The 14473-nt window shown below is 65.4% G+C and carries 10 protein-coding genes; all 10 read right to left on the reverse strand.

Annotated elements, in window-relative coordinates; translation table 11 throughout:
* Positions 1 to 351: 351 nt before the first annotated feature.
* The 10 genes from DTA15_RS00410 to DTA15_RS00465 all read right to left on the reverse strand — a co-directional run bounded on the left by DTA15_RS00410 (position 352) and on the right by DTA15_RS00465 (position 14446).
* Positions 352 to 1578, reverse strand: coding sequence for a dienelactone hydrolase family protein (locus DTA15_RS00410; RefSeq protein WP_006482268.1), 1227 nt, complete (start codon positions 1576 to 1578; stop codon positions 352 to 354).
* Positions 1579 to 1628: 50 nt separating this feature from the next.
* Positions 1629 to 2477 carry an SDR family oxidoreductase gene (locus DTA15_RS00415; RefSeq protein WP_006482258.1) on the reverse strand — a complete coding sequence of 283 codons (849 nt, stop codon included), beginning with the start codon at positions 2475 to 2477 and terminating at the stop codon, positions 1629 to 1631.
* Positions 2474 to 3112: a cysteine hydrolase family protein gene (locus DTA15_RS00420; RefSeq protein ID WP_006493911.1), complete on the reverse strand. Its 639-nt coding sequence runs from the start codon at positions 3110 to 3112 to the stop codon at positions 2474 to 2476. The genes DTA15_RS00415 and DTA15_RS00420 overlap by 4 nt, the downstream gene beginning before the upstream one ends.
* Complete coding sequence (locus DTA15_RS00425) at positions 3109 to 3645, reverse strand: aromatic-ring-hydroxylating dioxygenase subunit beta (protein WP_006491094.1); 537 nt, start codon at positions 3643 to 3645, stop codon at positions 3109 to 3111. Before DTA15_RS00425 ends, DTA15_RS00420 begins: the two co-directional genes overlap by 4 nt.
* The gene (locus DTA15_RS00430) at positions 3645 to 4982 is read right to left on the reverse strand and encodes an aromatic ring-hydroxylating dioxygenase subunit alpha (protein WP_006491081.1); all 1338 of its coding nucleotides are present in this window, start codon (positions 4980 to 4982) and stop codon (positions 3645 to 3647) included. The genes DTA15_RS00425 and DTA15_RS00430 overlap by 1 nt, the downstream gene beginning before the upstream one ends.
* Before the next feature lie 22 nt (positions 4983 to 5004).
* Complete coding sequence (locus DTA15_RS00435) at positions 5005 to 5964, reverse strand: PDR/VanB family oxidoreductase (RefSeq protein WP_006491091.1); 960 nt, start codon at positions 5962 to 5964, stop codon at positions 5005 to 5007.
* Positions 5965 to 6066: 102 nt separating this feature from the next.
* On the reverse strand, positions 6067 to 7050 hold the full coding sequence (gene andR / locus DTA15_RS00440) for an anthranilate 1,2-dioxygenase regulatory protein AndR (protein WP_006493918.1): 984 nt from the start codon (positions 7048 to 7050) through the stop codon (positions 6067 to 6069).
* A gap of 674 nt (positions 7051 to 7724) precedes the next feature.
* Positions 7725 to 10445 carry a TonB-dependent receptor plug domain-containing protein gene (locus tag DTA15_RS00455; RefSeq protein WP_012492630.1) on the reverse strand — a complete coding sequence of 907 codons (2721 nt, stop codon included), beginning with the start codon at positions 10443 to 10445 and terminating at the stop codon, positions 7725 to 7727.
* Positions 10446 to 11083: 638 nt separating this feature from the next.
* Complete coding sequence (locus tag DTA15_RS00460; protein ID WP_256597279.1) at positions 11084 to 11230, reverse strand: Tn3 family transposase; 147 nt, start codon at positions 11228 to 11230, stop codon at positions 11084 to 11086.
* A gap of 42 nt (positions 11231 to 11272) precedes the next feature.
* Entirely contained in the window at positions 11273 to 14446 is a 3174-nt protein-coding gene (locus tag DTA15_RS00465) for a multidrug efflux RND transporter permease subunit (RefSeq protein ID WP_012492632.1), read from the reverse strand.
* Between the last annotated feature and the right edge of the window lie 27 nt (positions 14447 to 14473).

A 14473-nucleotide genomic window follows, 5' to 3' on the forward strand; every position in this document is an offset into this window, starting at 1 on the left:
GATGGCCGGTACCCGTCAGCGGGCGGCTGCCTGTTGCGTCTGCTGCCCGGCAAAGCGGCGCTCGACGTTGTGTTCGCGCGAGCGCGTCGACGCGCTACGCGCGAATATCGACGCGCGGTGGGAACGCATCGACGGAACCGGTTTTCCGGTGGTTTAACGCGCCGATCCTTTTATCGAGGAACACGTAGTTGGAGCATATGATGGCGCTATAAGGATAACTTTTCTTATCACAATAGCTCGATTCAGTTTGCAAACTGGCCGATTCGAAAACGCGCCGCTGCCGGTCACGAAAACCGCCGATGGCAGCGTCACCACCGGCGAAGGAGGGCGCGTCGTGGCCGACAGGCGCCGCTATCGCGCCGGTTCGCTCTCGCGCCAGCGCACCATCAGCGTATTCGACGGCAACGTTTCGTCGCGCAGCTTGCGCGCGACGTCGACGCCCCCGACCGGCAACCCGTGCGGATCGAGCAGCCCGAGCTGCACAAGCACGCTCGCCTGGTCCCAGTAGATGTGCTCGTTGTAGAGCTTCGGCCCGCGGAATTCGACGACGACGACCATCGGAATCTCCACGCGCTTGCCGGTCGGCGCGACGCCGGGCAGCAGCCAGTCGATCTCCCGGTCGTGCGTAAACGTCAGGATGAACTCGTCCACCATGCGATCGACGCCGACCACGCGCGAGATCGGCGCCATCGCCATGTCGGCCGGGTTGCCGTGGATGAAGTGATGCGTGTAGAAGCGCTTCAGTTCCGTGTACCCGGTGCCGCCCGTCATGGTCGGCACGTGATTCACGTACGGTTCGGGCACCATGGTCCGCATCGTCTCCTCGGGATCGCGCGCGGAGAATTCCAGATGGAAGTGATGATCGGCGAGCGCGCCCAGATCGTAGTCGGGGCCGAGCACCTTGCGAAACACCGCAAGACTGCGTGTGTGCGCGGACATCGCGGCCGCCTTGACGAAGGTCGGCCCGCTACGGCTGAAGGCATGGCCGGCACCGTCGTACGCGTAAAGCTTCAGGTTCGGCTTGCCGTCCAGCGCCGCGCGGATCGCCGTCACGATCGCGGGCGGATTGAGCGGATCGTCGGCGCCGAAATGCAGTGCGAGCGGGCACGCGATGCGCTCGGCCAGTTCGAGCGACTGCTCGATGCCGACACCGTAATAGCCGACCGCGCAATCGACGTCGCCCTGCGCCGCGGCGAGCCACGCGAGCTTGCCGCCGAGACAGAAGCCGAGCACGCCGACCTTGCCGGTCGATTCGGGCAGCGTGCGCGCATGGGCGATGGTCGCACGGATATCGTCGACGGCGCGGGCCACGTCGAGCCGCGTGTAATAGTCGAAAGCCTTGGCATGGTCGGCGTCCCCGTAACCAAGTTCGATGTTCGGACCGAACGGGTGGAACAGGTCCGGCGCGATGACGACGTAGCCCTCGGCCGCATAGAGATCCGCCACTTTGCGCATTTCGGCGTTCACGCCGAAGATTTCCTGCAGCAAGACGATGACCGGGCCGCGGCCCGCTTCCGGCAGCGCGAGATAGGCGTCGAACGCCGTGTCGCCCCGTTCGATTCTGATGTGCTTCTTCATGGTTGAAGTCCCGATGGAAGAGGGGGAAGGAATGCGAGCCGAACGGTTCGCTACTGCGCTGCGTGCCGTTCGAACCATTCGCGCGGCGAGCGGCCCTGATCCGGCCCGAGGATCGAAAAACCGCCGTCGACCGGTACGTCGATCCCGGTGATCCACGCGGCATCGTCCGAACAGAGAAACGCGACGACTCGCCCGATCTCGTCGCCGCGACCGACGCGGCCGAGCGCATGCAGCGGCCGGCCGACGCGGTCCGCGACGTCGACCGACCCACCCGCGAGCCGCTCCAGCGACGGCGACCACGTCCAGGCGGGCGACACGCTGACCGCCCGCAGGCCATGCGGCGCCAGCTCCACGGCGAGATTGCGTGTCAGTTGCAGCAGCGCGGCCTTCGACGCCGGATACAGCGCGCGGGCGGCCGCGCCGAACTTGCCGCCGACGCTGCCGAGGTTGACGATCACGCCACCGCGCCGCAGATGCGGCGCGGCCTTCTGCGCGAGGATCGCCGCCGACACGAGATTGACGTCGAGCAGGCGCGACCATTGTTCGCGCGTCGACGCGAGGCCTGCATCGTCGTAGCTGCACGCATTGTTCACGACGATGTCGAGACCGCCGAACGCGGCGAGGGCAGTCGCGATCGTGCTGTCGAGTCGCGCGTCGTCGGTGACGTCGGTGTGTGCGAAGCGCGCCGATGTGCCGATCGAGGCGGCCAGCGCGTGGCCGGCCGCGTCATCGAGCCCCGCGATCAGCACGCCGGCGCCTTCGTTCGCGAGGGCGCGCGCGATGTCGGCGCCGAGCCCCTGCGTCGCGCCGGTGACGATCGCGACCTTGCCCGCGAGGCGTGCGCGCGTGCCAGCCGGGCTCGTCTGCGAGGACACTTCGGAAGCGTGCGAGACGTTCATGTGCCCTCCGTGTGCGACGCGTGGCCGAACAGCTCCGCCACGCTGGAAATACCCGCGATCAAGCGCATCGACTCGAGCGATGCATCGTGCTGCCGACGATCCGCGCACGCGCAGGCGTCGGCCGCGACGGTCACGCGATAGCCGAGATCGGCGGCATGGCGCACGGTCATTTCTACGGTCGAGTGCGTGGCGACGCCGGCAACGATCAGGTGACGCACGTCGTGCGCCGCGAGGATCCGTTCCAGCGGCGTACCGATGAAGCCGCTCGTGCACTGGTGATGGATGACATGGTCGAGCGCGCGCGCCGGATCGGGTTCGAGCGTCGGGTAAAACTGCGCACCCCAGCTGCCGTCGCGTAGCGCGCCGAGCTCGGCCGTGCGCACGAAAATCGGTGCATTGCGCGGCAAGTCCGCGTAATCCTCGCGGAAGGCGATGCGGACATGCGCGATCGGCAAGCCGAGCCCGCGCGCGCCGGCCAGCAGCGCGCGGGCCGCGTCGAGCACCGCCGCGCGGTCGGGCGGGTCCGCGTCGAAGCCGACGCGAATCTTGCCGCGCGGATCGAGCACGTCGTTCTGGTAATGCAGCGCGATCACGGCGGTGCGCGCAAGCGGTATCGACGGCGATGCGGCGTTCACACGAATACCTCCAGGTTCGCGAGCGCATCGGTCGAGTTGATGAGATCGACGCGCTTCAGATAGATCTTCCAGTCCGGGCCGCGCGTATCGAGCTTGTGCGTGACGAGCCCGGCGAGCGTGCGCTGCCCGATGCGCCATTCGTTGACGATCAGCGTCGAGTGGACCACCAGCCGGCCGGCCGCATCGCGGCCGTCGACGATCACGTTGCCGACGATGCGCGCGGTGCGCGTCGACGGCTGCTGCGACCAGTTGCGCCGGTTCGTCACGCGGGCCGCGCGCACTTCGCGCAGCGTCGCATCCTCCCAGAAGAGCGAGATATGGTCGTGCGGGCTGGTCTGGCCCGGCTCGTGCGGCAGCCAGTACATGCCGTCGGGCGTCCACAGGTCGAGCCATGCGTCGAATGCGCGCGTATCGAGCAGCCGCGCCTCGCGAAACAGAAACTGTGCCGCCTGCGCGTGCAGCGCCGCGTCGGCGGCGAGGGCAGGGGCGTCGACCGCGACGGTCGACAGGTCGAAAGCCGGATCGTGCAGCATCAGGCGTCTCCTGCGCGCGTGCGCGCGGGTGGGGCGGCCTCGTCGACCATGAAGCGTTTCCACGCGGCGAACTGGTTGCGCATCGGCAATTCGCTGGTGCCGTTGATCGACACGAAGCCGTCGTCCGTCGCGCGATCCGTGCCCGCGTAGCGATGCATGCTCACCCACTCGCCGCCGCGGGTCTGATTGCCTTCCTGGCAGCGTGCGTAGACTTCGACGTCGTCCGGCATCACGTTCGACGACGGCGAATTGATCACGTTCGCGTAGGTCAATGCGCGATCGAACACCGCGTCGGGTGCACCTTTCAGGCGAAACAGCTGGATTTCAACCAGTGTCCGGTCCACCGCGATCGGACGAATCACGCGGAACTGCTGAAACACCGTATGCGGGGAACCGCTGCCGTAGATCACGGTGTTGTGGCGATTCATCCCGAGAATCCGGCGTGCGCGTTCGTCGCCATAAGCCTGCGCGAGCACCGCGAAATGCGCGTTCGACACCGAATCGCGTTCGGCCGCCGCCGGATCGAAAATCCCTTCCATGTAGCCGTGGCCGTATGCGTAGGCGCGCAGTTCCAGTTTTTCCCAGAATTCGTACGGCTCGCCGTTGCCGTCCATGATGAGCAGCTCGAACGGCATCGCGCCCATTTCCTCGGCCTGCGCGCGGGCCGACATCACCGACGATTCATGCGTGACCGGCGCATGCATCGTGTCGTGCAGGTTCTCGTAGAACACTTTCCAGTTCGAGCGCTGCAGGACGCGGAACACGCCCCCCGTGACCTCGACCTCGCCGACCGGGGAACGGTCGCACAGATTGTCGATCGACGACACGACGCCATTCAGGAAGGTCCGCAGATCCGGGCCGTCGTCGCTCTGGCTCGCGAACACGAAGCCGCGATAGCTGTCCACGCGCGCGACGCGGCGCATCGAGAAATCCGGATGCTTCGGGTCGAAGCAGGTGTTCTGCAGGCCGTTGCGCAGCGGCGCCGACAGGTGCGTGCCGTCGTGCCTGAAGGTCCAGGCATGATACGGACACCGGAATAATTTCCCGACCGAGCCGTCGCCGTCGGGTACGACTTTCGCGCCCTTGTGCGGACACCGGTTGTAGATCACGTGGATCGTGCCGTCGGATGCACGCACCATCACCACGTCCTGGTCGCCGATACGCGTCGTGTGATAGTCGCCGGCCGTCTTGACCTGGCTCTCGTGGCCGACGTAGATCCACGCACGACCGTAGATCCGTTCCATTTCCAGCGCGAAGATCGCGGGATCGGTATAGAGGCGCTTGTGCACGCTGTCGGGGCGCACCAGCCCGGCCAGCGTCTCGTTGGTAACGCTCATGGGGTTTCCTCGATGGGAAGGGTCAAAGATCCAGCACGAGATGCGCGCCGTGCGCGCGCGACACGCATGGACAGAACGCGCCGCTCGCGTGGTCGTCGTCGCTCAGGCAGATGTCGCGGTGATCGGGATCGCCGTCGAGCAAGCGCACCGCGCACACGCCGCAATCGCCGCGCCGGCAGTCGTAGAGCGGATCGAGGCCGGCTTCGATCATCGCGTCGAGAATCGACGTGCCGGGCGGCACGTTCAGCACGTGCCCCGAGCCGGCGAGACGCACTTCGACCGTGGCGTTTTCCGCCGTCGCGACCGGCGCGGCAAAGCGTTCGCAGTGCAGCGCGTCGTCGCGCCAGCCAAGATGCCGCGCGGCCGCGAGCGTCGCCTCGATGAGCCCGGCGGGCCCGCACACGTACAGATGCGTGCCGCGCTCGGGCGCGCCGATCGCGTCGGCCAGCGGCAGGCCGCGCGACGGTTCGCCGTCGTCGAACCAGCATGTCGCACCCGGTAGCGCGGCAACCTCGTCGCGATAGGCCATCGACACGGCATCGCGCGCGGCGTAGTGCAGCGTGAACGGCCGCCCGCTGCTCGCCAGTTCGCGCGCCATCGCGAGAATCGGCGTGATGCCGATGCCGCCGGCCACGAGCAAGTGCCGGCGTGCGCGCGCGACGAGCGGAAAATCGTTCCGGGGCGGATCGATGTCGAATTCGTCGCCGGGCGCACAGGCGTGCATCCACTGCGAACCGCCGCTGCCGGCCGCTGCGTGCAGCACCGCGATTTCGTAACGATCGATCGAATCGGCGCGGCCGCCGGCGTTCACGAGCGAATATGCACGCCGTTGCGAACGAGGGGAGAGGGGCACGTGCACGCCGATATGCGCGCCGGCCGTGAACCCGGGCAGCGGGCCGCCGTCGGCGGCGACGAGATGCAATCGGCGGATTGCGGGCGTCAGCGCATCGATGCGCTCGACGCGAATTCTGAGCGGGGACATCCAGCGGCTCCGTTGAATTCAGAGGAGGCCACTGTATGCGGGCGAATGTGCCGCGAATATCCGGCGAGCGCAGCGCCTGTCCGGCGCGCGCAGAATTTCCGCTCAGCCAGCGGACTGGCGCGCGCGCCGCAACGTATCCGACGGCGATTCCCGGAACGTTTCGCGGTACAGGGCGGCGAAGCGGCCCAGATTCGCGAAGCCGCAACGGAGCGCCACGTCGGCCACGCGGTCACTTTCGCGGCCTTGCAGCAATCGGTCGCGTGCGCGTTCGAGACGCCGTTCGCGGACCAGCTGCATCGGGCTGCCGCGCGAGAAACGCTGGAACCCGTCGAGCAGCGTACGCACCGGCACGTCGGCCGCCAGCGCGATATCGGCCAGCGTGATCGGCTCGCACGCGTGCTCGTCGATATAGGCTTCCGCGCGCTTGACCGTGCGCGGCACGAGCGCCGTTCCGCCGGGCCGCGTCTGGCAGTGATGCGGCTGCCCGGCGAGCAGGAGCGAGATCACGAGCCGCTCGAATTCGAGTGCGATACGGCGGTCGCGCTGCGCGAGCGCGACCGTCTCCGGCGACGACGCCATGACGCGCAACTGCATCAGCCACGGCACGAGTTCGGAGCGGGAGAGATCGAGCACCGGCTCGATCTGCAGATGGTCGTAGCCGGTGTGAGCCAGGATCGCGCGCTTGTCGACGCGCACGAAGAACTGCTCGCAGTCGCGGGAGAACGTGCCGCCGAAATGGCTGGCCGGGCTGACGATGACGCCCTGCGCCGGCCCGATGATCACGCGCCGGCCGCCGACGCTCACGTCCGCATAGCCGCCGAGGCTGAGGATCGCGAGATAGTAATCCTCGATTTCCCCGGCATCGACGCCCATCGCGACGTCGTAACCGATCGTGCCGAACCCGACGCTGTCGATCCGCACGTAGTCCATGTACGCGGAATAGCCGCCACGCGAGCTGCCAGGGATGAGTCGATGCGGCTGCAGCACCGCGGCGATCCGTTCACGCGTGTCGTCGATATCGACCGATTCGAAATAGCGGTATCGACGGAGCAGGGTCGGCTCAATCGGCAAGGAAGCATTGGGCATGGCGAATCTTCTTTGCGTATGCGGGGAAACCCGGGGCGCGACATCGAACGATCGCCGTTGTTTTCCGGGGCACGTTCACTGTACACGTTTGCGACAAGGTCAATAAAACGGCCAATATCGGCCTCCGGATACTTGCGGGAATCGGACAGGCAGCCGTGTGCGGCTGCGTTTATTGGCTGGATATCGGCCGGATGGTGAGCGTCGGCGGACGTCATATTCGCTCGGGTCGCCACACGCGCCGGACGATGCCGGCGGAAATCCTCACGTTCGCGTGGGAATGGATGGCGACTTCATCCTGCGTCCGTGTGGCGTCGCCTGATCACGACGAAACCGAGCGCATGAAGACGATGCCGGGCGCTTGGTCGCGAGTTGGGATCGGCCCGAGGTCGGTCGCGTGATTGGATGCGACGAGTAGCGACTCTGGATAGCTTGCGACGGGTCGAAAAGCGGACATTTCAATCTAGCTACTACAACATAAACTGTCGATAATTATGATTATGTCAAATACAAAAAATCGACGGCACGAGGGGCTGCTGGCCAAGCGTCCTCGCGTTCAAACCTTGCACCTCTGCACTTGACCTTGACTGAGGCCGGCTGCCGGTCCAGCTCATGCTTCGTCGTCCCGGCGCGGGCCGCGCACCGGGACCGGTTGCCGCCTGGCGGCTTCCTCCCTGTCAGAACCGGTACGTCGCCCCGACCTGGAAGAAACGACCAAGGTTCGTGTAGAGCGACTGGTCATAGCCAGTGATGTCGGGCACGGCTTGCCACTCGACGTCGAACGGCGGCTTCTTGTCGAAGAGGTTCGTGATGCCGCCGTAAATCGTCCAATGCTTGAAGCCGCGATAGTTGAACATGAGGTTGAACTGGCTGTACGACGCCACCGATCCCGTACCGCCGTCGCCGAATTCCGCGGCCACGGCGTTCGTATACGGCCCCGTGTATTGCCAGGTCAGCGTGGTGGTCAGTTGCCGGTAGTCCCAGCTCACGCTCGTATTGCCCTTCCAGCGCGGGTTGCTCGCGCCGAACGGCTGCAGCAGCGCAAGGTTGTTGCCGGCGAAGTCCTGCGGTGCGGTTCCGGGGCTGTGTAGCTTGAAGTGCCACACATAAGTCCAGTCGCCTGCGAGCGTGAACGTGCCGTACTTGGTGCGCAGCGCTTTGCGGAAATTGAGATCGAAGCCATCAGTGTCGAGCGCACCGAGGTTCACGAAATGCTGAACGAGGTAACGCACCGACCCGTCGGCGTTGCGCACGACGCGGGAGGGATCGTTGGCGACGAGCACCGCGTTCGGATCGTCGGTGCCGATGACGCCGTCGATGCGGACCTTGTAGAACGCCGCGCCGATATCGGTCATCGCATCGGGCGAAAGCTGGAAGCCGATATTGTAGTTCTTCGTGTGCTCGGGCTGAAGATTCGGATTACCCGCGACTTGCTCCGTCGTGAAGTGCTTCGTCGGCACACCGCTCGGATCATTCGGATCGACGAGGTTCTGGTGAGAGAGATAGACGGCCTGCGAGTTTTCGACGAGGGTCGGCGCGCGGAAGCCGCGACTGTACGATGCATACGTCGTCAGCATTTGCACCGGCTGGAAACGCAGCGCAAAACTCGGCGAAAACGCCCCACCGAAGTCGCTGTAGTGATCGTAGCGGCCCGCCTGCGTGAACGTCAGGTTGCGCAGGATCGGAATGTCGACCTGGTAGAACGCGGCGGCGACGTTGCGCGAACCCTCCACCGTCTGCACGTTCGCGGGTGCGGATACGCCCTGCGACGCGAGCGTCTGCGGGTTGATCGTCGACGATTCGTGACGGAACTCGGTGCCCAGGCCCAGGCCGACCGGGCCCCCGGGCAGCGTGAAGAGATTCGACGTCGAGGCCTTCGCTGTCACGCTGTCGACCTTCGAGATGGCCTGCTGATCGTCGTCCGTGAAAACGCCGTTCAGGCCGTTTGGCGTGGCGGCCGGGTTCGAGAAGTTGTAGGTGCCGTTCGCGAGCATGTTCTCGAGGCCCGCGACGTTGATCCGGTTGCGATACGTCGTATCGACGGTGCTCTGCGAGTGGCCGTAATCGGCCGACCAGTCCCACGCGCCGAATCTGCCCGTGTCGAACGAACCTTTGACGCCCGTGTTCGCCATCCAGAACGTCGATACCGTGTCCGCCCCCACGACGTTGCCCGGGAAGGTCAGGTTGATCGCCGTCGGCACGCCGAACGGGTTATAGGGGTTGCTCACCGGTACGGTGCGCGGCAGCGGCGAAACGGACCCGGTCGAAGGGTTGTAGACGTTCGTCGTGCTCGAGATCGAGGCCGGTCCCTGCAACTGGACGGTTTCATCGCGGCTCACCCAGAAGCCCGCATAGGCCTGCGTGTTGTCGTCGATCTTGAAGGTGGCGCGCACCTTCGCGTTCAGGCGCGTCGTGGATGGAACGAGCGATGTCGACGCGGCCGGGTTGTACGTGCAATTGGTCGCGCTCGTCTTGCTGCCCGGCGGGCACGGCGAAAGCGGCACCCTGGAGCCGTCCGCCAACGACCAGTACGATTGCTGGTTCGGCCCGAGCGGCGCTGCCAGCCCGCCGGGATATTGCGTGAAGTCTTGCGCCGACGTCATGTCGCGATCGCCGAGCGTCGAGCCCGAATCGCGGTAATAGCTGGCGGCCGCGGTGACGTTGAAGCGATCCGAATTCAGGTCGCCGAAGCCGGCCAGTACACTGAAGTTGCCCTGCCCGTCGCCCGGATGCTGCGCCTTGCCGAGTTGGCCGTCGATCTGCAGGCCCTGAAAGTTCTTCTTCGTAATGATGTTGACGACGCCCGCGATCGCGTCCGAGCCGTAGACGGACACCGCGCCGGTCTTGACGATCTCGACGCGCTCCACCATGTTCAACGGGATCGCGTTGACATCGAAGAACGTGTCGGTGAAGTTCACCGACTGCGCATAGTTCGCGACGCGCTGGCCATCGACGAGCACGAGCGTGTATTTCTCGCTGAGCCCGCGCAACGCCATGCCGGCGCCGCCGGGGGCCGAACTGTTCATCGTCGTCTGGCCCCAGCTGCTTGCGGAATTGGCCGAGGTCGAACGCAGGAAATCGGCAACCGTCGTGTATCCGCTTTGCTGGATTTCCTTCGCGGTGATGACCTGCACTTCGGTGTGACCGACCTTGTCGGATGTACGGATCAGCGAGCCCGTCACTTCGAACTTGTCGAGCTTTTTCACGGTCTGCCCGCCCGCGGCGGTGCCCGACGCCGGAGCGGGTGCGGCGGCGGTCGCGCTGCCGGCTTGCTCGGCGGCGACGTTCCCGTCGACAGGCGTTGTCTGCGCGTAAGCGGAGGTACCCAAAGCCGCCGTCAACGCGACTTCAGCCCATACGATGCTGCGTATTGCCGATCCCAAAGCCGTTGGTTTCATAACACCCCTCTGTCGTCGCAAGGCCTCACCTTTTTGTATGCGCGGAGATTCGCCGGCCTTTAAATAGCGTTGCCCCGCGTTCCTGATTCGTCATCTGGCGATCACAACCATTCCGTCCGCCCGTTTATTTATTTCAAATTTATTTCTTCAACTTCGGAGTGGAATGAATTTGAAATAAATAAACGGCGTTCCTATGGAATTAGGATGCCTAATTACATGAATCGATCTTTTCGTGTATCGAACGGCCTCATACAAGATGTCCCTGGAACATTCGCATCATGGCGCTTTGTCAATTAGCGCGTACGCGTTGCCAGGAAAGGCAGTCGCTCGTTGAAGGGCTGCTTTACGTCTTCACTTTGAAGGTCTTAATGTACGGAATCTTCATTACCGTTCACTACCAAAGTTTTACGTTGGACGCGAACATAGCAGGACAGAATCGATGCGTCAAAAAATATTTGATGCAGCATAACTTTGTTTAGGTGCAATGGACGCACCCGGTTGGTGCCGAATAAAAATCGATATGGTTCATACGCCGCTACCGTTGTTCTGTCTTCCTTGTGCGGCTGCCTTTTTCACCCGCTCGCGCATGCGCCGCAATGGAGCACGCGGCCGGTACTCGCCAGCCCGAATTTTTTTGTTTACCAGAGAGGAGACACGAATCCTTGGCATAGAAACAGTCCGAACATGTGATCGATGAATCCCGTCGTGTCGGCATAGTGTTCCGCGATCAACAGATCGGACTCCTGATAGTGCATCCCTTCGAGCACGTACTTGGCGTCGCGCAGCCGTCATCCCGTGATCGCACTGCCAACGCCCCGTCGCGACCATCAATCGATCTCCAGATTTTCAGCCGTTTCCACGCGCTGCACGTCGCGCTTCGTCACCGCGGCATGCCGCCCGCGCCGGCCTACGGATACCACCACCCGAAACGCCACCGGCGCGAACACGAGCCCGAACATCGTCGCGGCGAGCACGCCCCCGAACGCACCCGTGCCGATCGACCGCCGGCTTTCCGCACCCGCGCCGGTCGCCAGCACGAGCGGCACGACGCCCAGCAGGAACGCCATCGACGTCATCATGATCGGCCGGAATCGCGCGGCGGCCGCGTCGACCACCGCCTGCCGCAACGGCACGCCGCTCCCGGCCAGATCGCGCGCGTACTGCACGATCAGGATCGCATTCTTCGCAGCCAGCCCGACCACCGTGATCATCCCGACCTTGAAATACACGTCGTTCGGCATCCCGCGCGCGAGCGCCGCCGCGATCGCGCCGATCATGCCGAGCGGCACGATCGTCAGCACGGACAGCGGGACCGTCCAGCTTTCGTACAGCGCGGCAAGCGCCATGAAAACCGCGAGCACGGACAGCCCGACGAGCAGCGGTGTTTGCCGCGCGGCAACCTGCTCCTCGCGCGCCGCATCGACCCAGTCGAAGCCGATCCCGACTGGCAGTGCGCCGGCGAGCCGCTCCATCTCCGCCATCGCCGCGCCCGAACTCGTGCCGGTCGCCGCGCGGCCGCTGATGTCGAGCGACGGATAGCCGTTGTAGCGATTCAGCATCACCGGGCCGACCGTCCAGTGCGGCGCGGCGATGGCCGACAACGGAACCATGTCGCCGGTGCGGTTCGGCACCGTCAGCGCCATCAGTTGCGCATCGGTCGCGCGCGCGACCGGGTCGGCCTCGATGATCACCCGCCGCATCCGGCCCGATGCCGGAAAATCGTTGATGTAGTTCGAGCCGAACGTGCCGCCCAGAAGGCCCGCGATTCGCTCGAACGGCACGCCGAGCGCATACGCCTTCGCACGATCGACATCGAGTTCGATCCGCGGCGCGTCCGGCAGGTCTTCGAAATGCACGGCGGCGAGCAACGGATCCGCTTTCGCCCGTCCGGACAACTGCTCGCGAGCCGCCTTCAACGCATCGAGCCCGACGCCGCCGCGATCCTCGAGCCGGAACGTGAATCCGTCGGAATGCCCGATGCCGCGCACCGACGGCGGCAGCGACGCCTCGACGTCGCCGTCGAGGATCGTTCCGAAACGCCCGTTGAGCCGGTCGCGCAACGCCATCGCGTCGACGTCGCGCCGCGCCCAGTCCTTCAGCTCCACGAACGCCATCCCGACGTTCTGCCCGCTGCCCGCGAAACTCCAGCCGATCACGCTCGTCACGTTCGCGATCGCCGGCTCCGCGCGCAGGATCGCCTCGACACGCTCGACGACCGCGAGCGTGCGCGCCTGCGTGGCGCCCGCCGGCAGCTGAATCATCACCTGCAGTTGCCCCTGGTCCTCGGTCGGCAGGAAGCCGCCCGGCATCATCCAGTACAGCAGCCCGCATGCGATCACGAGCGCCGCGTAGACCGCCACGATCATGCCGGTGCGGCGCACGGCGAACACGGCGAGACGGCGATAACCGGATTCGACGCGCGCGAAGAACGCACCGAAGCAGTCGGCCAGATGCGTGCCGATGCCACGTCGCCGCGCGTGGCCGATTCCGCCGTCGTGTCGCGCGACCGGCTTCAGCAGGTTCGCGCACAGCGCGGGCGTGAGCGACAGCGCCATGAACGACGACACCAGCATCGATGCGATCATCGCTACCGCGAACTGCCGGTAGATGCCGCCGACGGCGCCCGGAAAAAACGCCATCGGCACGAATACGGCGGTCAGCACCGCGGTCACCCCGACGATCGCACCGCCGATCCGCTTCATTGCGCGGCGCGTGGCGTCGCGCGGCGACACGCCCTCCTCCATCACCCGGTGCACGCTCTCGACGACGACGATCGCATCGTCGACAAGGATGCCGATCGCCAGCACGAGACCGGACATCGTGAACACGTTGATCGACAGTCCGAACGCCCACATCGCGACGAACGCACCCATCAGCGTGACGGGAATCACGACGGTCGGCACCAGCGTGTAACGCAGATCGCGCAGGAACAGCCACATCACGCAAAACACCAGCACGACCGCCTCGACGAGCGTCAGCACGACCTCCCGGATCGCGATCGTCACGAAATGGGCGCCATCGAACGGAATCTCCATCGCCACGCCCGGCGGCAATACCCTCGACAGTTCGGCAAGCCGCGCACGGATCGCGTTCGAGGTTTCGAGCGCGTTGCCGCGCGGGCCGAGCTGGATGCCGACGGTGGCCGCCGGCCGGCCGTTCAGCCGTGAATAGAACGAGTAGTCGTCGCGGCCGATTTCGACACGCGCGACGTCGGCGACGCGCACCACCGAACCGTCCTGCTTCGACTTCAGCACGATCTGGCCGAACTCCTCCGGCGACGTCAGCTGTCCCTTGACGACGATCGTCGCGGTGAGCTGCTGGCCGCGCTCGAACGGCGCATCGCCGATCGCACCGGCCGTCACCGTCGCGTTCTGCACGCCGATCGCCGCGATCACGTCATCGGCGCCGAGATCGTATTCACGCAATTTGTTCGGATCGAGCCAGACCCGCAGCGCCTCGCCGGCGTCCCACAGCTCGGCCGCGCCGACGCCCGGCGCACGCTTCAGTTCGCGCAGCACGTAGCGGTTCAGGTAATCGCCGAGTTGCGCGGAATCGCGCGTGCCGTCGGTCGACGTCAGCGTGACGAGCATCAGGAACGTGTTCGCTGCCTTGAATACGCCGATCCCCTGCTGGACGACCTGCTGCGGCAACCGCGGCTCGACCTGCTTCAGCCGGTTGTTCACGTCGACGAGCGCGATGTCCGGATCGGTGCCGGGCGAAAACGTGACGTCGATCTCGAGATTGCCGTGACCGTCGCTGCTCGTCGCGTAATACAGAAGCCCGTCGGCGCCGTCGAGGCTTTCCTCGATGATGCTGCCGACGTCGCCGTCGACCGTCTCGGTCGACGCGCCCGGATACGCGGCCGTGATCACGACCCGCGGCGGCGCAAGCCGCGGATATTGCGCGATCGGAAGCTGCGGAATGGCGAGCATGCCTGCGACGACGATTGCGAGCGCAACGATCCACGCAAAGACGGGACGATCGATGAAGAACGATGGCATCGGCATGTGTCAGCGAACCGCCGGCGT

The sequence above is a fragment of the Burkholderia cenocepacia genome (assembly GCF_900446215.1).
In the GTDB taxonomy this organism is placed as follows: Bacteria; Pseudomonadota; Gammaproteobacteria; order Burkholderiales; family Burkholderiaceae; genus Burkholderia; species Burkholderia cenocepacia.

Excerpts from the sequence above, each read along its gene's own strand:
- DTA15_RS00455 (WP_012492630.1), bottom strand. The coding sequence starts at position 10,445 with ATGAAACCAACGGCTTTGGGATCGGCAATACGCAGCATCGTATGGGCT.
- andR (WP_006493918.1), bottom strand. The coding sequence starts at position 7,050 with ATGCCCAATGCTTCCTTGCCGATTGAGCCGACCCTGCTCCGTCGATAC.
- DTA15_RS00410 (WP_006482268.1), bottom strand. The coding sequence starts at position 1,578 with ATGAAGAAGCACATCAGAATCGAACGGGGCGACACGGCGTTCGACGCC.
- DTA15_RS00425 (WP_006491094.1), bottom strand. The coding sequence starts at position 3,645 with ATGCTGCACGATCCGGCTTTCGACCTGTCGACCGTCGCGGTCGACGCC.
- DTA15_RS00435 (WP_006491091.1), bottom strand. The coding sequence starts at position 5,964 with ATGTCCCCGCTCAGAATTCGCGTCGAGCGCATCGATGCGCTGACGCCC.
- DTA15_RS00465 (WP_012492632.1), bottom strand. The coding sequence starts at position 14,446 with ATGCCATCGTTCTTCATCGATCGTCCCGTCTTTGCGTGGATCGTTGCG.
- DTA15_RS00415 (WP_006482258.1), bottom strand. The coding sequence starts at position 2,477 with ATGAACGTCTCGCACGCTTCCGAAGTGTCCTCGCAGACGAGCCCGGCT.
- DTA15_RS00430 (WP_006491081.1), bottom strand. The coding sequence starts at position 4,982 with ATGAGCGTTACCAACGAGACGCTGGCCGGGCTGGTGCGCCCCGACAGC.